The 17,217-nt window shown below is 72.2% G+C and carries 14 protein-coding genes; 4 read left to right on the plus strand and 10 right to left on the minus strand.

The genetic code is table 11. The annotated features are described in order from the left end of the window. Positions 1 to 12: 12 nt before the first annotated feature. From E1295_RS48495 to xylA, 4 genes are all read right to left on the minus strand, one after another. Positions 13 to 162 (minus strand): hypothetical protein, encoded by a 150-nt coding sequence (locus E1295_RS48495; protein WP_166427086.1) that lies wholly within the window; start codon positions 160 to 162, stop codon positions 13 to 15. 71 nt (positions 163 to 233) lie between these two features. Further along, a complete protein-coding gene (locus E1295_RS05115; RefSeq protein WP_132628484.1) occupies positions 234 to 1,337 on the minus strand; it encodes a Gfo/Idh/MocA family protein in 1,104 nt (367 codons plus the stop codon). Continuing rightward, positions 1,334 to 2,080 carry a sugar phosphate isomerase/epimerase family protein gene (locus E1295_RS05120; RefSeq protein ID WP_132628485.1) on the minus strand — a complete coding sequence of 249 codons (747 nt, stop codon included), beginning with the start codon at positions 2,078 to 2,080 and terminating at the stop codon, positions 1,334 to 1,336. Before E1295_RS05120 ends, E1295_RS05115 begins: the two co-directional genes overlap by 4 nt. Next, complete coding sequence (xylA, locus tag E1295_RS05125) at positions 2,077 to 3,228, minus strand: xylose isomerase (RefSeq protein WP_132628486.1); 1,152 nt, start codon at positions 3,226 to 3,228, stop codon at positions 2,077 to 2,079. Before xylA ends, E1295_RS05120 begins: the two co-directional genes overlap by 4 nt. Before the next feature lie 89 nt (positions 3,229 to 3,317). Between xylA and E1295_RS05130 the strand changes: the two genes are divergently transcribed. After that, a complete protein-coding gene (locus E1295_RS05130; protein ID WP_246079853.1) occupies positions 3,318 to 4,430 on the plus strand; it encodes an ROK family transcriptional regulator in 1,113 nt (370 codons plus the stop codon). Here E1295_RS05130 and E1295_RS05135 read toward each other — a convergent pair. The 3 genes from E1295_RS05135 to E1295_RS50665 all read right to left on the minus strand — a co-directional run bounded on the left by E1295_RS05135 (position 4,427) and on the right by E1295_RS50665 (position 9,134). After that, complete coding sequence (locus E1295_RS05135; RefSeq protein WP_132628488.1) at positions 4,427 to 4,945, minus strand: DinB family protein; 519 nt, start codon at positions 4,943 to 4,945, stop codon at positions 4,427 to 4,429. The genes E1295_RS05130 and E1295_RS05135 overlap by 4 nt on opposite strands. A 76-nt stretch (positions 4,946 to 5,021) precedes the next feature. Continuing rightward, on the minus strand, positions 5,022 to 8,075 hold the full coding sequence (locus E1295_RS05140; protein WP_220448544.1) for a GH92 family glycosyl hydrolase: 3,054 nt from the start codon (positions 8,073 to 8,075) through the stop codon (positions 5,022 to 5,024). 186 nt (positions 8,076 to 8,261) lie between these two features. After that, on the minus strand, positions 8,262 to 9,134 hold the full coding sequence (locus E1295_RS50665) for an Atu4866 domain-containing protein (RefSeq protein WP_132628489.1): 873 nt from the start codon (positions 9,132 to 9,134) through the stop codon (positions 8,262 to 8,264). Between the two features lie 321 nt (positions 9,135 to 9,455). Here E1295_RS50665 and E1295_RS05150 point away from each other — a divergent pair, with 321 nt between their 5' ends. Continuing rightward, the gene (locus E1295_RS05150; RefSeq protein ID WP_132628490.1) at positions 9,456 to 10,472 is read left to right on the plus strand and encodes a tyrosine-type recombinase/integrase; all 1,017 of its coding nucleotides are present in this window, start codon (positions 9,456 to 9,458) and stop codon (positions 10,470 to 10,472) included. Then, on the plus strand, positions 10,469 to 10,804 hold the full coding sequence (locus tag E1295_RS05155; protein ID WP_132628491.1) for a helix-turn-helix domain-containing protein: 336 nt from the start codon (positions 10,469 to 10,471) through the stop codon (positions 10,802 to 10,804). Before E1295_RS05150 ends, E1295_RS05155 begins: the two co-directional genes overlap by 4 nt. A gap of 70 nt (positions 10,805 to 10,874) precedes the next feature. Here the strand turns inward: E1295_RS05155 and E1295_RS05160 are convergent, their stop codons facing one another. Further along, positions 10,875 to 12,917 carry an ATP-binding protein gene (locus tag E1295_RS05160; protein WP_132628492.1) on the minus strand — a complete coding sequence of 681 codons (2,043 nt, stop codon included), beginning with the start codon at positions 12,915 to 12,917 and terminating at the stop codon, positions 10,875 to 10,877. Between the two features lie 233 nt (positions 12,918 to 13,150). Here E1295_RS05160 and E1295_RS05165 point away from each other — a divergent pair, with 233 nt between their 5' ends. After that, positions 13,151 to 13,621 carry a lamin tail domain-containing protein gene (locus E1295_RS05165; protein WP_246079854.1) on the plus strand — a complete coding sequence of 157 codons (471 nt, stop codon included), beginning with the start codon at positions 13,151 to 13,153 and terminating at the stop codon, positions 13,619 to 13,621. Here E1295_RS05165 and E1295_RS05170 read toward each other — a convergent pair. Next, positions 13,606 to 15,138, minus strand: a complete 1,533-nt coding sequence (locus E1295_RS05170) for an alpha/beta fold hydrolase (RefSeq protein ID WP_246079855.1) — start codon at positions 15,136 to 15,138, stop codon at positions 13,606 to 13,608. The two genes, E1295_RS05165 and E1295_RS05170, sit on opposite strands and share 16 nt — an antisense overlap. Positions 15,139 to 15,282: 144 nt before the next feature. Beyond that, positions 15,283 to 17,175: a helix-turn-helix domain-containing protein gene (locus E1295_RS05175; protein ID WP_166427087.1), complete on the minus strand. Its 1,893-nt coding sequence runs from the start codon at positions 17,173 to 17,175 to the stop codon at positions 15,283 to 15,285. Positions 17,176 to 17,217: the final 42 nt, after the last annotated feature.

Consider the following 17,217-nt stretch of genomic DNA (forward strand, 5'->3'; position numbering starts at 1 on the left):
CAGGCCAACACGTTACCCGTCGAACCCGGCCGCGATCTCCACCTCCTTGGGGTGGTAGACCGTACGGAACTCCTTGCCGCACTGCCTTTCATGCAGTCGCCTTTGATGGCCTGGAGAGCGCTGGGCCGTGGTGGAGCCCGTGAGCGCGACGAGGGCGGCCACGGCCAGAAGTGATCTCGTGGACGTGGCTGTTGACCATACTCTGTTGTACAGAGTATGGTCAACGCCGGTGCTCAGGACAGGGTGGCCGCGTACGGATCCCAGTCTGCGGGAAGCGGCTCAGGTGCGGTCATGGTGGAGGTGATGGGACGGAACTCCGAGGCCTCGCCGGACTGCGCGATCGCCGACATGAGCTCCAGCACGTGGTAGGCCAGCTCGCCCGACGCCCGGTGCGGCGTGCCCGCGCGCAGCGACCTGGCCAGGTCCAGTACGCCGATGCCGCGGCTCACCGTGGTGCCCGACACGGGCAGCTCGCGCCAGTCCGTGTCGCGCGGTCCGCGGGCCAGCAGCGGGCCCTCGAACGTGTTGGGATCGGGCAGCGACAGCGCGCCCTCGGTGCCGATGACCTCGATCACCCTGCGGTTGACGGGCGAGTCGAAGCTGAAGGTCGCCGTCGCCGTGGCGGCGCCGGGGAAGTCCAGCAGGGCGTTGACGTGGGTGGGGACATCGACGGGGAAGACCGTGCCCTCCTTGGGCCCCGAGCCGACGACGCGCTGCTCCCGGGCCTTGCGCGTGCCGGCCGCGACCCGCTCGACCGGGCCGAGCAGGGACACGAGCGCGGTCAGGTAGTAGGGGCCGAGGTCGAACAGCGGGCCGCCGCCCGGCTGGTAGAAGAACTCGGGGTTGGGGTGCCACGACTCGGGGCCGAGGCTCTGCGTGGCCGCCGCGACGGCGACCGGCGTGCCGATGAGGCCCGAACGCAGGGCGTGCAGGGCCGACTGGAGCCCGGCGCCCAGGAAGGTGTCGGGGGCGCAGCCGAGGCGCAGGCCCCGGTCGGCGGCTTCGGCCATGACCTTCGCCCCCTCGTCCAGGTCCATGGCGAAGGGCTTCTCGCCGTACACGTGCTTGCCGGCGCGCAGGGACTCCAGTGCGACGGCCGCGTGCGCGGACGGCACGGTCAGGTTGACGACGATCTCCACCTCGGGCAGCGCGAGCGCCGTGGCGAGATCGCCGGAGACGGGTACGCCGTGCTCGTGGGCCACGGCCGCGGCCCGCTCGGCGTCGAGGTCGGCGACGGCGAGCACGCGCACGTCGGGGAAGGAGGTGAGGTTGCGGAGGTACTGGCCACTGATGACTCCGGCGCCGACGAGGGCGACGCCGACGGGGCCGTTGCTCAAAGGCTCTCCAAGGAGGTGAGATAGGCGTGACTGTCCGCCAGAGCGGCGAAGACGTCGGTGGCGCACTCGTCGAGCTCGACGACGCGCCAGGCGTCCGGGGCGGCCGCGAGGATCTCCGGCACGGGCATGACGCCCCCGCCGACCGCGGTGTGCGGCTCGCCCTTGACCACCGGGCCGTCCTTGACGTGCAGCGCGACCACGCGCTGCTCCCCGAGGCGGCCGAGCAGGGCCGGCACGTCGGCCCCGCCCACCGCCGCCCAGTAGGTGTCGATCTCCAGGAACACCTCGGGAGCCAGCCGGTCGGCCAGCACCTCGATGGCGTGCCGGCCGTCGATCTTCGGCTCCAGCTCCCACCAGTGGTTGTGGTAGCCGACCCGCATCCCGTGCCCGGCCGCCTGCTCGGCCAGGCCGTTCAGCAGGGCGGCCGCACGGGCGACGCCGTCGGCGGTGGTGAACTCCTCGTGCGCGATGCCGGCGGGGACGATCACCAGGTCGGTGCCGAGCGTGGCGGCCGCGTCGAAGACCTCGGCGGGCTCCTGCCGGAGCAGGGCGCCCGCGTGCGTGCTCGACACGCTGAGCCCCAGGTCGTCGGCGGCCTGGCGGAACCCCTTGGGGTCGGAGGTGGGGTCGTACGGCTCGACCGCGGTGTAGCCGATCTCCGAGATCCGCCGTAGCACGCCGTCGCGGTCCGCAGTCAGCGGCTCCCTGACGGTGTAGAGCTGGACACTGATGGGTTTGGTCATCCGCGAACCCCCATGAGGTGCTCGAGCGCGAGCTGGTTGAGCCGGGTGAAGTGGAAGCCGCGCCTGGCCGCGGCCTCGGGGTCGAAGTCGTCGCCCGCCAGGTCGTTCCACGTCTCACCGGCCGCGAGGGTGGGCTGGGCGAGCTCGTCCACGCGGGAGGCGCGCAGGGCCTCCTGCACCTCGGGGTCGGCCCGGTAGGCGCGGGACTTCTCCTTGAGGATCAGGTAGGTGCGCATGTTCGCTGCCGCCGACGCCCACACGTCCTCGGGGTCCTCGGTGCGCAGCGGCTTGTAGTCGAAGTGGCGGGGGCCGTCGTAGCCGCCGTTCTCCAGCAGGTCGACCAGGAAGAAGGCGCTCTTGAGGTCACCGTGCCCGAAGATCAGGTCCTGGTCGTACTTCGGCCCGTGCTGGCCGTTGAGGTCGATGTGGAAGAGCTTGCCGTGCCACAGTGCCTGGGCGATGCCGTGCACGAAGTTGAGCCCGGCCATCTGCTCGTGGCCGACCTCGGGGTTGAGGCCCACCATCTCGGGGTGCTCCAGCTCGCCGATCAGCGCCAGGGCGTGGCCGATCGTGGGCAGCAGGATGTCGCCGCGGGGCTCGTTGGGCTTGGGCTCCAGGGCGAAGCGCATGTCGTAGCCGCGCTCCCGGACGTACCCGCAGAGCAGGTCCAGGCCCTCCTTGTAGCGCTCCATGGCCGCCTTGACGTCCTTGGCGGCGTCGGACTCGGCGCCCTCGCGCCCGCCCCAGCAGACGTACGTCTTCGCGCCCAGCGAGGCGGCCAGGTCGATGTTGCGGATGACCTTGCGCAGGGCGTAGCGCCGTACGTCGCGGTCGTTGCTGGTGAACGCGCCGTCCTTGAAGACCGGGTGGGTGAAGAGGTTGGTGGTGGCCATCGGCACCTTCATGCCGGTCTCGTCGAGGGCTTTCCTGAACGCCGCGATGGCTTTGTCCCGGTCGGGTTCGACCACGAGGAGGTCGTCGTCGTGGAAGGTGACGCCGTGCGCGCCGAGCTCGGCCAGGCGGTGCACGGACTCGACCGGGTCGAGCGGCGGCCTGGAGGCGTCGCCGAACGGGTCGCGGGCCTGCCACCCGACGGTCCAGAGGCCGAAGGTGAAGCGGTCGTCGGGAGTGGGCGTGAATGCGGTCATGGTGCGTCCTTTTGGCCTTTAGTCCATAATCTGTACATAATCCTGAGGAGGTGAGCATGGTCGCGTCAAGAGGGGTCCGTCATGATTCCATGCGTGCCCGTAACCTGGCCGTAGTACTCGGGGAGATCCACCGGTCTGGCCCTCACACCCGCGCCGCGCTCGCCGAACTGACCGGGCTCACCAAGACCACCGTGTCCAGCCTCGTCGCCGACCTGCTTGAGGCCGGGGTGGTGACCGAGCGCGGCGCCGTACGGGGCGGCGAACGGGGCCGGCCGGGCGTCGCCGTGAGCCTGAGCGGCCACCGGGTGGCCACGCTGGGGCTGGAGATCAACATCGACTATCTGGCGGCGTGCGTGGTCGACCTGACCCGCACCGTACGCCTGCGCCGCACCCGCCCGGCCGACAACCGCAACTCCGACCCCGAGCACATCCTGCACCTGCTGCGCGACCTGGCCAAGGAGACCATCGCCGAGGCCGAGGCGGACGGGCTGCAGGTCATCGGCGCCGCGCTCGCCGTGCCCGGCACCGTCGAGGGCGAGACGCTGCGCAGCGCGCCGCACCTCGGCTGGCGGGACGTACGGGTGGGCGACCTGGTGGACCTGCCGTTCGCCATCGAGAACGAGGCCAACCTGGCGGCGCTCGGCGAGCTGTGGTTCGGCGCGCGGGAGACGGACTTCCTCTACGTCTCGGGCGAGATCGGCATCGGCGCCGGGCTCGTCGTGGCCGGCAGCCTGTTCAGGGGCACGTTCGGGCTGGCGGGCGAGCTCGGCCACGTCGTCGTCGTGCCCGACGGGCCCGAGTGCCGGTGCGGCGGCCGGGGCTGCCTGGAGGTCTACGCCGGGCAGGACACACTGCTCGGGGAGCTGGACTCGGTGCCCGAGCTGGTGTCGCGGCTGGAGTCGGGCGACCGGCGGGCGCGGGAGACGTGTGAGCGGGCCGGGCACGCCCTCGGCGTGGCGCTCACCTCGGCCGTGCACCTGCTCGACCCGGGCATGATCGTGCTCGGCGGGGTCTTCGCGCCGGTGTTCCCCTGGCTGGAAGGGCCGGTGGCCGACGGGCTGGGAGCCAGGCTGGCGCACATGCGCGGCGCCCCGCCCGCGCTCGTGGTCTCGGGGACCGGCCCGGACGCGGCGGTGCTGGGGGCCGCCGGGATGATCATCCAGCGCATCATCGCCGAACCCGCCGAGGTGCTGGGGCTTTAGTAGTAGCCCTTCTTCCCGTCGAGCAACTCGCGGATCACGTCGAGGTGACCGGCGTGCCTGGCGGTCTCCTCGACCATGTGGATCACCATCCAGCGCAGGCTCGCCTGGGCGGAGCGGAACTCGGGATGCTTGCCGACGTCGTCGAGCGAATGGGCGGCGATGATCTCGTTGGAGGTCCGGCACTGGCGCTCGTAGTCGTCGAGCAGCCGGGCCGTCGGCACGCCGTCGACGATCATGTCGGCGTCCTCCTCCGCGGCCTCGTCGAACGCAGGGTTGCCGGCGGTGGACCGGCCCAGGAAGAGCGCCTCGAACCAGCAGTGCTCCGTCCAGCGCAGGTGGGAGAGCACGCCGGCCACCGTCATGAGAGGCGAGGCCGGCAGGACGGAGCGGTGCGCGTCCTCCTCCGACAGCCCCTCGCACTTCCACTGCACGATCGCGCGCTGCATGTCGAGCCAGCCGACGAGCTGCGTGCGCTCGTCGGCGACGAAGGGGGGTCGTTCGCGGGGCAGCATCATGCCCGCCGACGCTAGTTCACCCGTGCCGGGCACCGCGACGGATTTTCTGGCCGGGCCGCCGTGACGGCCCGGCGGGTCAGGTCTCGTTCTGCGCCGTCTCTTGGGCCGTCTCTTGGGCCGTCTCTTGCGCGCTGAGGGCGAACACCTTCAGGTTGGGGGTCGGGGTGCTGGTGAACGAGACGGCCTCGCGGGCCGGGTCGACCGGTATGGACACGCGCCAGATGGTGACCTTGCGCCCGTCCGAAGTGCCGTTGACGTGGTAGCGGGTGTCGGTCGTGAGCGCGGCCCGCTCGCCGAAGTGCGGTGACGCGCTCGCCCAGTCGGTCACCTGCAGCGGCGCGGACGACGTGCTCCCGTCGGCGTAGGCGATCGTGAGCTCGGTCCGCTGGTCACCGTTCACGGCCGTGACCAGCAGGTCGAGCGCGCTGTAGCGGTCCTTGGTGAGGTAGGTGCGCTGGCCGCGCAGGCTCGTGAAGTTGGCCGCCGTGCCCGAGGTGCCGGGGATGAGGAACGCGGCGCCGTCCACGGTGCGCGGGCCGGGCGCGGGCAACTGCTCGGCGGGGAAGCTCCACCCCTTGCCGTCCAGGTTGCCCTGCGCCTTGGCGTCGGCGGTGGCCACGCCGTCCACGTCGTACTGCGGCTCGTGCAGGCAGGAGCCGCCGGACGGCTCGCACGGGCCCGGCAGGTTCGGGACGGGCTCCTTCGCGGCCGGTACGTGGTCCACCGGGAGGTCGCGGGCGGCCGTGCCCCACGTCCTGTCGGGGGCCGTGCCGACGTCGACCACGACGTGCCCGCCGTTGCGGACCAGCGACTCCGGCAGCCAGGAACGGGCGTGGCGCTTGCCGTTCACCCGTACGCCCTGGACGTAGATCGCGTCAGGGGAGGCCTGCGGCGCGGTGACCGTGAGGGTTCTGCCGTCGCCGCGCCTGATCCACGCCTTCGGGAAGATCGGGCTGGACAGCAGCATCTCGGCGCGGCTGGGCGTCTGGGGGTACATGCCGAGCGCGGCGAAGACGTACCACGCGGACATGGTGCCGAGGTCGTCGTTGCCGGGCAGCCCGCCGGGGCCGGTCCTGTAGACCAGCGACGCCATCGCGCGCACCGTCTCCTGCGTCTTCCACGGTTGCCCGAGCGCGTTGTAGAGCCACGGGACGTGGATGCCGGGCTCGTTCGTCGGGTCGTAGCGGAAGCCGTCGCCGCCCGTCGCCCACGAGCCGTCGGGGCGGTGGAAGAACGTGTCGAGCCGCTCGGCCGCCCGCTCCTTGCCGCCCATGGCCGTGGCCAGCCCCGACACGTCGTGCTGCACCATCCACGTGTAGGTCGCGCTCGTGCCCTGGGCGAACCCGGCGTCCGAAGTGGGCGAGAACGGCCACGACCAGCTCCCGTCCGCCTTGCGCGCCTGCTGGTAGCCGCCCTCGGCCCCGGCCGACGGGTTGAACGTGCTGCGCCACCAGCTCGCGCGCGGCATCAGCCGGTCGTGCTCGCTCCTGCGGCCCAGCCGCCTGGCCCAGTCGGCCAGCGCGAAGTCGGCCGTGGCGTCCTCCAGCGTCTCGGCGGCGCCGCCCCAGCAGTGGCAGATGTCCTGCGGCGCGTAGTGCAGCCGCAGGTACTCGGCCAGATTGGGACGCTGGCCCTCGCACTGTCCTGGGCAGCCCTTGTCGGACAGCCCCGAAGGGTGCGGCACGGTCGCCTGCCTGACGAGCGAGTCGAAGGCGCCGCGCACGTCGAAGTTGCGCACGCCGAGCGCGTAGAACCCGGCCAGCGTCGGAGCCGACGGGTCGCCGGTCATCACGTGGGTGGGGCCGTTGACGTGCACCCAGCGGTCCCACACGCCGTCGTTCTGCCGCGCGAGGTTGTACAGCGACTGGGCGTAGTCGCCGGCCACCTGCGGCTCCAGCAGCGCCAGGAGTTGGGTGTGGGCGCGGTACTGGTCCCAGCCGGAGAAGTTGCCGTACTGCGCCCGCTGGCCGCGCGCCAGCCGGTGCACCTCGCGGTCGCTGCCGAGGTAGGTGCCCGAGACGTCGCTCGCGATGTTGGGCTGCAGGTAGGCGTGGTAGAGGGCGGTGTAGAACGTGGTGCGCAGGTCGTCGGAGCCGCCGGCCACCTCGATCGTGCGCAGCCGTTCGTTCCAGGCGCGGCGGGCCCTGGCGGCCACGTCGTCGACGTCGTCCCTGGGGCCGATCTCACGGGCGAGGTTCTCCTTGGCCGCCGCCAGGCTCGTGTAGGAGATGCCGACCTTCATCCGCACGTCGGCGTCGGACGTGGTGTCGAAGGAGACGTACCCGCCGGATCCGCGTCCGGCGCGGTCGGCGCCCGTCGCGTAGCCCTCGCCACCGCTCGCCTTGGTGGTGCCGGGCCGCAGTTCGCCGTCGACCCACGTGCCGGCGCCCGAGAAGGCGCGGTCGAACGTCGCGGCGAAGTGCAGCCGGTAGTAGCTCTTGCGGTTGTTCTCGCCGCCGTTCGCGCGCCGGCCGCAGAAGGCGCCCGTCAGCACCGACCCGGTCACGGTACGCCGGGCGGGGTCGATCGTGATCTCGGCGTCCTCGCTGCCGTTGAGCGAGTTGGACACCCGGAACAGCAGGTTGGCGGCCGAGCCCTTCGGGAAGGTGAAGTCGCCGACGCCGGCCCGGGTCGTCACCGACAGATCGGTCTTGACGCCGGAGTCGAGGGTGACGGTGTACCGGCCGGGGCGCGCGCTCTCGTTGTCGTGGCTGAAGTCGCCGGCGTAGACGGCGTCCTTCGTGTCGGCCGTGGGGGACGAGGTGACCTCGCCGGCGTACGGCATGATCGGGACGTCTCCCGCCGCTCCAGGGTGGCAGCCGGCGCCGTTGACGTGGGTCAGCGCGAAGCCGCGCACACGCGGCGTGTTGTAGGCGTAGCCGTTGGAGCCGGCGGCGTTCGTCTGGTCGCCGGCCGTGTTGGTCGGGCTCCAGGAGATCATCCCGAACGGCATGACGGCGCCGGGATAGGTGTTGCCGCCGTTGGCCGAGCCGATCAGCGGATCGACGTGGGCGGCGGGATCGGTGACCTTCGCCGGGGAGCGGCCGGCGGCGGCGGGCGTGGCGGGCGCGAGCGTGGCGACGAGCGTGGCGATGAGCGTCACGGCGAGCCACGAGCGGGGGGAGAACACCTCGTGATCACACCGTTCTACCGTAACCGGATCATTGACACGGATGTAAGAGCACACTCCGCTGCCCTGCGCGCCACCCGGGCGCTCCACCACACGGGCACGTACGACGACGTGCCGGCGCTCGTGGACTATGCCCAGCTCAACGACCTGCTCGCCCAGCGGGGCCGGCCACCGCGTGACCGGCGCTCACCCGGGGCGTTTGCGCATGACGAAGCCGGAGTGGTGCAGGACACCGTCGACCAGTTGCCCGAAGGCCCAGAAGCCGGTGTCGTCGAGGTAGGTGACGCGGTCGTCGAGGGCCCAGTACCTGCCCGTGTAGGCGTCGGTGCGGCCGTGGCGGGTCTCGGTGTAGCGGCCGTCGGGGAGCAGGTGCTGTTCCAGCTCGTGGGAGTCGTCGACCCAGACTCCGTGCCAGGTCCGGCGCTCCGGCGCGGGGGTGCCGGCTGGGCGGGTGGGCCGGCCTTGCCATGCGTGGACATGTCCGGATGTGGCGATGGCGAGCAGGTCGCGCGGCTGGATCATCAGCATCCGCCTGATCTGCGACTCGCTGACGCGCGCCCGCGTGACGGCGAAGGTCGCCGGGTTGCCGACGGCCAGGTCGTAGTGGCCGCGCCGGTCCGGGGGTTGCGCGCGTACCGCGGAGTCCACGAGCAACGGGACGACGTACGCGCCGTCCGCCTCGATCACCCGGGCCCCGGCCGGGCGGGACGCGTTCTCCCCGCGCGGGCCGACGTGGGTGATCCTGCCGTTCTCGGCCCACAGCTCCCCGCGTACCGTCCGTGACGGTGTGACGTGGACGGTGGCGCCGGCGACCACCAGCGCGCCGGGTCCCGCCATCGGCTGCGCTCCTTGCGCGGCCGTGCCCGCCGCGGGGCGGCCGGTCAGCTGCGGGTGTACGGCGTGGATCACGAGGCCGGCGGCCAGCGCGGCAGGCAGCAGGAGCCACCAGCGGCGGCCGGCCCGCGACACCGAGGCCACCCCGGTGGTGGTCATCCCGGCGGAGGGCAGCACGGTGGAGGGCAGCACGGTGGAGGGCAGCACAGGGGGCGCGTCGCTCATGCGCCCACCCTCGGTCAGGGCGGCGTACGGGAGAAGGCCGCGGTCCTCCTGGGAGCGCCGCACCCAGCCTCCGCATCGGACCTGACCGAAGCCCGGACAGGCCCATCGGGGCACCGTTCGCGAACCAGCCGGCCAGGAAATGGACAGCGAATGGACTAAAAACCGGCCAGGAGAACAGCCGACACTGGGCAGGCCGTGCCTGCGACGGCGGACATTCCGCTGCCGGCGACCCGGACGATCCCGGGTGAGAGAGCACGCTGATCGAGGCGTCCGTAGGGCTCGGCGCGATGCGGGATCCGGGGGACCAGAGGGGGAACGAGCATGTACGGCTATGGCGATGCCACCGGGCCGGGCGAGGAAGCCGTCGTCTTCGACTCGATGCTGGAGGGCTGGTCGCGGCAGCAGGGCGCCGCGGGGCGCCTCCAGCCGCCGACGCTCGCCTTCCGGGAGCAGGCGGTACGCCGGTTCGCCACGTTCGCCGCCGCCTACCCGTGGCAGTGGTCGCCCGAGCATGTCGGCAGGTGGATCGCTCACCTGGTGGAGCGGCGCAGGGCGCAGTCGACGGTGCGCCGCTACCAGAGCGCGCTGCGGCTCTTCTGCGACTACGTCACCTCGCCGCGCCACGGGTGGCCGGTGGAGTGCGAGGCCCGTTTCGGCAGGGCGCCGGCCCAGGTCTTCAACGACTGGAGCGCGAACGCGAACCTCACCGGCTACCGGGGCGACCCCGCGCGCCGGCCCATGACCCGTGAGGAGGTGCAACTCTTCCTCGACCACGCCGACGACCAGGTGGAGGTGGCCCTGCGCCACGGCCACAAGGGGGCTCTGGCCCGCTACCGGGACGCCACCGTCTTCAAGGTGGTCTATGCGTGGGGGCTGCGCTGCTCGGAGGCGTCGGGGCTGGACGTGGACGACTTCCGCCCCCACGACGGCTTTCCGGAGTGGGGCCGGTTCGGCTCCCTGGACATCAGGGCCGGCAGGCGGATCAGGGGCCTCCCGCCGCAGCGGCGGACGGTCGTCAGCCTGATGCCGTGGGCGGTGGAGGCGGTCCAGGACTACCTGCACCACATCCGGCCCCGGTACCGCGGCAACCACCTGGGCGCGCTCTGGCTGACCGAGCGGGGCAGCCGGCTCGGGACCAGGGAGATCGAGGACCGGTTCGCGGCCTACCGGGACGCGCTCGACCTGGACCGGGCGCTGACCCCGCACTGCATGCGCACGGCGTACATGGCGCACCTCCTTGAGGACGGCTCCGACCTGGCGTTCGTGCAGAAGCAGGTCGGGCACAGCTTCGCCGTGACGACGGCGGCCTGCGTCCGTACGGTCGGGGGAACGGCGTGACGGCGGAGTTCGACTACCGCTGGCGCCTGCGCGAGGTGATGGCCGCCAGCGGCCTGTACGCCACCACCGACCTGCGCCCGCTGCTGGCCGATCGGGGTTTCCCGCTGTCGCAGAGCCAGGTCTACCGGCTGGTGGCCGAGCGGCCGGAACGGCTCAACCTGCGCATGCTGATGGCCCTGCTGGACATCTTCGGCTGCACGATGGAGGACCTGATCGAGCCGGTCCGGGGCGCGGGCACGACGACGACGGAGGAGGGGGAGGCCGGGCGGCGTTCCGGCGCGGAGGTGCGCTTCGGCTCGAGGCCGACCCGGGCCCGGGTCCTGCCGGATTGAAGAGCTCCGGCGGGAGGGAACAGGACGAGCCGGCTCAGCCCGGCCGGTACGCGGGCGGTGTCCGCGCCGTTCAGCCCGGCCGGTACGCGGGCGTGTCCGCGCCGTACAGCTCCCGGTGCCACAGGGCGGTGCAGACCCGTTCGATGCCGGCCATCAGGTGACGCCGGTAGGTGGTGAACGGCAGGCCGAGCCGTTCCGCTGCCGCCTCCTGGGTGGGCGTGTCCTGGAGGTAGGTGACGGCGACCGCCCGGTGGAACTTGACCGAACGCGGATCCTCGCGCAGGTCCTCGACCGCCTGCCGAAGCAGGTCAGCCAGTGCCGTGGCCGGGGCGTCGCCGGCCCGCTCGGCGATCAGCCTGGTGCGCGTCAGCGGGGAGGCGGCCAGCGCGTCGGGCCGCCACAGGTGACGCAGCGCCTTGCGGATCGCCTCGGCGAACTCCGCCTGGGACAACACCGCGAGGCCCGCCGTCGCGGCGCCCTGACCGCCGGCGGGACCCGCGACGAGCATGCGGTTCACGCGGTCCAGCCACGCCTGCGCCGGCACCGCGCGCCAGTCGTGGACGAACAGGGTGTACGGGTCGTCCGCCAGCCGGGGCCGCTCGGTGAGGTCGCGCATCCCGCATCGCCGTAGGCGTTCGGTCCACGCATCCGTCGCCCGCCGAATCGCGATATATGACCATGCCATGCGCTCGGCCCGCAGACAGTTGGCGATCACACGCCACTGGATCACCTCCATCACCGGCGCGTTACACCCGTACGACGGCGAGATCCACAGCCGGCTGACCGCCAGATGCTCACCGGCGCGCAACGGCGTGGTGGCCCGCGCGTGCTCCCACGCCGCGGCCACGACGGGATCGGCCGCCAGTTCCTCCTCGTCGGGCTCCTCCAGGCGCAACCACGCGGAGAAGGCCGCCGGTTCGCCGGTCTCCGTGCGCCGGTACAGCCGGAACGCCTCCGGCTGCCGTTCCGCCCAGAAGGCGGCGCAGCTCGCGGCCGCCGCGCCCTCGGCCGCCGTCGCCACCCGGAGCAACGTGCCGACGTCCTCCTCGCGCAGCACGTCCTCCTGGAACTCGCCCTCGACGCGGTGGCCGTGGACGTCGGCCGAAGCCCCGTTGCCGCGATGCAGGTAGAGCAGTGCCACGACCGCGCCGAGCGCGTCGGCGTCGTTCGCCGTGCGCACCTTGTCCGCCAGGTGGGCGTGGATGCGGTCGTGCATCGCGGCGTACCCCTCGGGGTCGCGCCAGCGCAGGTCGGCCTCCAGCAGCTCGCGCACCACGTCATGAGGGAACAACCCGGAACCGCACGACTGCACGAACGGCAGCCGCCGCAACCACTGGAACAACGCCGCGGCGTCGTCCGGCAGGGCCGCCCGCAGCAGGTCCTCCGTCGTCGTGTGCGCATGCGCGCAGACCTCCAGGGCGAGCCGGTGCGCCGCCGACGGCAGCTCGCCCACGAGCTGGTCCAGCAGCGTGGCCACGACGTCCTGGTTCGGTGTCCACCTGCCGGCTCCGCCGTCCTTCACCGCCACGGCCGCGCCCAGCAGCAGCGCCAACGGATGACCGCCGGCGAAGGCCAGCAGCGGCTCGCGCGACTCGGCCGGCACCCCTCGGGAGTCCAGCAGCGCCCGCGCGTCATCGGCCCGCAGGTCGCGCAGCGGCAGCACCTCCAGCGCCCCCGCCCATCCCGGGTCCGCCTGCCACCGGATGTCCGGCGGGCACCGCCCCGCGATCACCACCAGCGCCCCCACGGGCACCCGCGGCAGGAACCGCTCGCGCAGCCAGCCCTCCAGGCCCTGCAGGCGTTCGACGTCGTCGACCAGCAGCACCGCGTCCGCGTCATGGAGCACCCGGCCGGCCTCGGCCTCGAACGCCGCCGGTGACGGCTCCAGCGTGTGCCCGTCCACCAGGGACACCGCCCGGCCCGCCATCGTGGCCTCGCACGCGAACCGACGTAACAGGGCCGACTTGCCGATGCCGCCGGGACCGTGCACGTACAGGACGTTGCAGCCGCCGCCGTACAGTGCCGACCGGAAAGCCGCGAGCTCCTCCGCACGCCCCACGAACGCCATGTCCCGCGCGGCCTGAAGGCGCGATCCCAGTCGGTCGGCCGCCAACCTGGGAGAATGTGCAGAGCCGGGTCGCCGAGGCATGGTCACGAGTCTGTACCGACCCTGCACACCTCAACCAGGGTCAGTCACTCCCACCTTCACCGCACCCGCGCACGTTCGTCGACAAAGAGTCAAGCCGCGCATGGGACACCAAACCGATACGGGAACGGTCCATTCAGGCGGGGCGATCATCAATAGGATCGTTCCACATCATGTCCCACCACCCAGGAGTCGTCGCTGTGCGTACCCGTTCCCTGGTGACCGCCACCCTGTTAGCCGCGTCCGTCGCCGCCGCCGCGCAGCCCGCCTACGCCGCCGCCCCCGCCGTCCAGATCACCAAGATCTACTATGACTCGCCCGGTTCGCCGGACTTCGGCGCCAACAGCAGCCTGAACGGCGAGTACGTGCAGCTCAGAAACATGACGAGGAAGGCCGTCAACCTCGCCGGCTGGACCGTCCGCGACGCGACGAGGCGGCAGGACCACATCTACAGGTTCGGCACGTTCACCCTCAAAGCCGGGAAGACGGTCACCCTGCGCACCGGCAGGGGCAAGAACACCGGCACCACCCGCTACTGGGGCAGGAGCGGAGGCACGCTGGCCTACATCTGGAACCAGACCAGCGACACCGCCTACCTGCGGAACCCGGCCGGGAAGCTGATCGACTCCTGCTCGTACAACTCCTCGCGGCGGGCCTACAAGGTCTGCTGAGCCTGCTTTCCCGGGCACGTGGTGGTGCGCCTGCCGGTCTCGAAGTAGGCGATCACCTTCGCGGCGCAGCCGGGCACCTGGGCAGCCGAGCCGTGCACGTCGTCGTCGATGCTCACCAGGGTTCCGCCGATGGCCGCGCGCATGGCCCGCGCCCACTCGTACGGCGTCACGGTCTCGTAGCGGTGGCCGGACAACATGAGCGAGGTGCCGGTGGGACGTACCGTCGGCGTCTTCGCCGGCAGCGGCCATCCCGCGCACATGTGTACGAAGTTCGCCGTCCGGCCGGTCACCGGATACCGCTTGAGCCGCTGCTGGTAGTCCTTCCAGCTCGACTCGATCGTGCTCGGGGTCGGGTCCTCGTTGCAGTGGTACGCGCGGCCGGCCGTCCTGTCGGTGCCGGTGTCCCCGCCTCCGCCTCCGCCCTCCGGTCTGCCGAACGCCTCCTTGACGGCCGGCGGCGCCTGCGGGCCCGTGGCGTCGGCGAGTTCCTTGAGCACCTGGGCCATCCTGGGCCACTGGCCGCTGGGCCGGCCGGCGGCCCGGGAGACCAGCCCGCCGTCCACGGTGAGGTCGATGTCGGTGAAGGACAGCGGCTCGCGGTCGTACCGCCTGACCATGTCCTCCACGGCCGAGACCACCTTCCGTTCGGAGGTGCCCAGGCCGTAGGTGTCGTGGCGTTCGGCCATCCACGCGGCCATGCGCCGGAAGTTGCGGTCCGCGGCGTTGGCCTGGACATTCGTATCGAAGTCCTGCCAGGAACGGGGCGGGACCACGCTGTCCAGCCACATCCGTCCCATCCTGGCGGGATACATGGTCCGCATGACCGCGCCGAGCCACGTACCCCAGGAGACGCCGAAGAAGCCGATCTTCCGCTCGCCCAGGGCGGCGCGGATCCGGTCGATGTCGCGGGCCACGTTCGGGGTGGTGAGCTGCCGCAGGAACGCGGGGTCCCGCCGGACGCACTGCTCGCTCCAGTCGACCATGGCGGCGTAGGCCTGCCTGGCGTGCGCTTCGGTGATCGGCCCTGGCGAGGGCGTGCCGCGCGGGATGTCGGGGCAGCTCACCTTGGTGCTGCGGCCGACTCCGCGCGGGTCGACGCCGATCAGGTCGTGACGTTCGTCCAGGCCCTTGGCGCCCCTCATGACGAGGTGGAGGGGCATCAGGTAGCCGGAGCCGCCCGGCCCGCCGGGGTTGAGCGCGATGCTGCCCAGGCGGTTCTTCCGGTCGGAGGCCCGCAACCTGGTCAGGGCCACGGTGATCTGCTTGCCGCGCGGTTCGTCGTAGTTCTGCGGTACGCGGATCGTCCCGCAGTCCGTACGGGCGAGCAGCCGCCTGAACTCGGCGAACTGTTCCTCCTTGAGGTTCTGCTCGCGCAGGTCCTCGTCGGAGAACTCGGGGCACGCCTGCCACGTGATGGCCGAGACCCCTGACTCGGCGGCGGCGGGCAGGCCGGCCGTCAGGGAGGCCAGCAGCAGGGCTCCGGAGAGCAGGCCGCGGTTCACTGCCACACGCTTCACTGGTCGACGTCCTTTCGGCGGAGCACGACCCGGCGCAGGGCCACCGGGGCCGTACGGCGTGCCGGGTCTTCGGCGGTCGCCCTCCTTTATGCACCGCCGGCTGTTTCCTCACCGTTTCGGCCGGCCGCGGCGGACCGGCGGTGGTCAGTCGTCGAGTTCGCGGCGGAGCCGGTGCAGCCGCAGCGCCAGCTGGATCTCCAGCGTGTGGTCAGGGCTGTTCCAGTCCATGCCGAGCAGGCGTCTGACCCGGTCGAGCCGCTGGGTGACGGTGTTCGGATGGATGTGCAGGCGTTTGGCGCTGGCGGCGAGGCTCTGCCCGGTGGCGAAGTACGTTTCGAGCGTCTCCATCAGCGCGGTGGAACGCTGCTCGTCGTGCCGGATGACCGGCCCGAGCGTCCGCGCCACGAAGCGCACCGCGGACGCGCCGTCGCCCAGTAGCAGCCCGGCGTACCCGAGGTCGTCGGCCGTGGCCGCGACGCCCACCCGGTCGAGCCGGAGCAGGGCCTGGACGCAGGCCAGCGCCTCCGCGTACGCGCTCGGCAGGTCGGCCGGGTCGTCGACCGGTCCCGCGGCGCCGACGGTGACCGGCGAACCGAGCCGCGTGGTCATCGAGCGTGCCGTCTGGCGGCCGGTCAGCGACGGGTCGTCGGAGGGCACGACCAGGATCGCCTGCCCGTCGCGTACCGTGCTCAGGCCGTCGCGGGCGGCCGCGAGGTCGGAGGCGACGGAGGCGAGGCCGCGCCGGTTCTCGGCCCGGATGTGCGCGACGACCACGGCATGCCGCTTCTGCGGCTGGTAACCGATCCGCAGTGCCCGCTCGGCCAGCGACGAGTACGTACGCGGGGTGGGCGTGAGGAGGTCGTCGAGCAGTTCGCCGCGCACCCTGGCCTCGGCCGCGGCGAGGTTGCGGCTGAACAGTTGCAGCAGCGAGGCGACGACGGCGGCCCTGGCGAGCAGCCGCCGGTCCAGGTCGCCCACCTCGGAGGGCGCGGTCGGCGGTCCCCAGACGAGCGTGCCGAGGTTCTCGGTGCCGGCGACGAGGCCGGTGACCCAGTACGTCCCGTCGTGGGTGGCGGCGGCGGAGCGACCGGCGGCGCCGCCCACCGCGGCGGACATCGCCTTCAGCACCTCGTCGGACGCCCCGGGGGTCCAGGCGACCGGCGTCTCGAACTCGTCGAAGATGGCCAGCACGCCGCCGAGCTGGTCGCCCGCCGCGGCCACGACCTCCTGCACGCCGCCGCCGCGCAGCACGATGGCCATGCTCTGGTCGTGGGCCGCGACCGCCCGCTCCTGGTCGGCCGCGCGCTGCCGGAGTGCCGCGTTCTCCCGCCGGAGCGCCGCCAGCGTCTGCTGCCGGTCGTGCCTCGACCGCGCCTGCTCGATGGCCGTCGCGGCGAGCGTGGCGAACGAGCCGAGCAGGGCGATGGCGTCGTGGGAGAACCAGCCCGGCGTGCGGTTGGAGGCGAACAACACCCCGATGACGGCGCTGGTGCGCAGCGGTACGCCGACGATCGACACCTGCCGCTCCGCCCTGACCGAGGCGTCGACCGCCGGATCGTGCGTCAAGCGCTCGTCGCTGAAGTAGTCGGGCGTCGAGAACGGCGTGCCCGTCGCGGCGACCCTGCCGCCGATGCCGATCCCGAACGGGATCCTGACGTCCTTCCAGGCCGAGGAGGTCGCGCCCACCATCACCTGCATGCAGGTCGCCCGGCCCTCGTTGTCGTTGAGGCTCAGGTAGGCCATGTCGCAGCCGAGCAGCCGCTGCGCCTGGCTCACGATCAGGCTCAGGATCGTGTCGGGGTCGCTGCGGTCCTCCGCCAGCTCTTTCGCGCACTCCACCAGCGCCCGCTGCTGCTCGTGGCGGCTGCGCCGCTTCTCCAGCGTGTCGCGGAGCTGGAGGGCGAGCGTGTGCTCGGCCTGCAGATCGGCTATCTCGGCGGGTGAGGCGGCGCTCGCCACCGCGTCGTGCAGGACCTCGTCGTAGTGGGGCAGCGGGGCCCCGTCCACGAGAAGCTGGAGGAAACTGCGCCTGTTCACACCGTTGCCCATCGTTGTAGCACTCGCGCTTCACAATGGGCA

It is taken from the genome of Nonomuraea mesophila (genome assembly GCF_004352805.1).
In the GTDB taxonomy this organism is placed as follows: Bacteria; Actinomycetota; Actinomycetes; order Streptosporangiales; family Streptosporangiaceae; genus Nonomuraea; species Nonomuraea longispora.

What these genes read in the sequence shown, in the direction of transcription:
- E1295_RS05130 (WP_246079853.1), top strand. Translation starts at nt 3,318, where the DNA reads ATGCGTGCCCGTAACCTGGCCGTAGTACTCGGGGAGATCCACCGGTCT.
- xylA (WP_132628486.1), bottom strand. Translation starts at nt 3,228, where the DNA reads ATGACCGCATTCACGCCCACTCCCGACGACCGCTTCACCTTCGGCCTC.
- E1295_RS05120 (WP_132628485.1), bottom strand. Translation starts at nt 2,080, where the DNA reads ATGACCAAACCCATCAGTGTCCAGCTCTACACCGTCAGGGAGCCGCTG.
- E1295_RS05150 (WP_132628490.1), top strand. Translation starts at nt 9,456, where the DNA reads ATGTACGGCTATGGCGATGCCACCGGGCCGGGCGAGGAAGCCGTCGTC.
- E1295_RS05135 (WP_132628488.1), bottom strand. Translation starts at nt 4,945, where the DNA reads ATGATGCTGCCCCGCGAACGACCCCCCTTCGTCGCCGACGAGCGCACG.
- E1295_RS50665 (WP_132628489.1), bottom strand. Translation starts at nt 9,134, where the DNA reads ATGAGCGACGCGCCCCCTGTGCTGCCCTCCACCGTGCTGCCCTCCACC.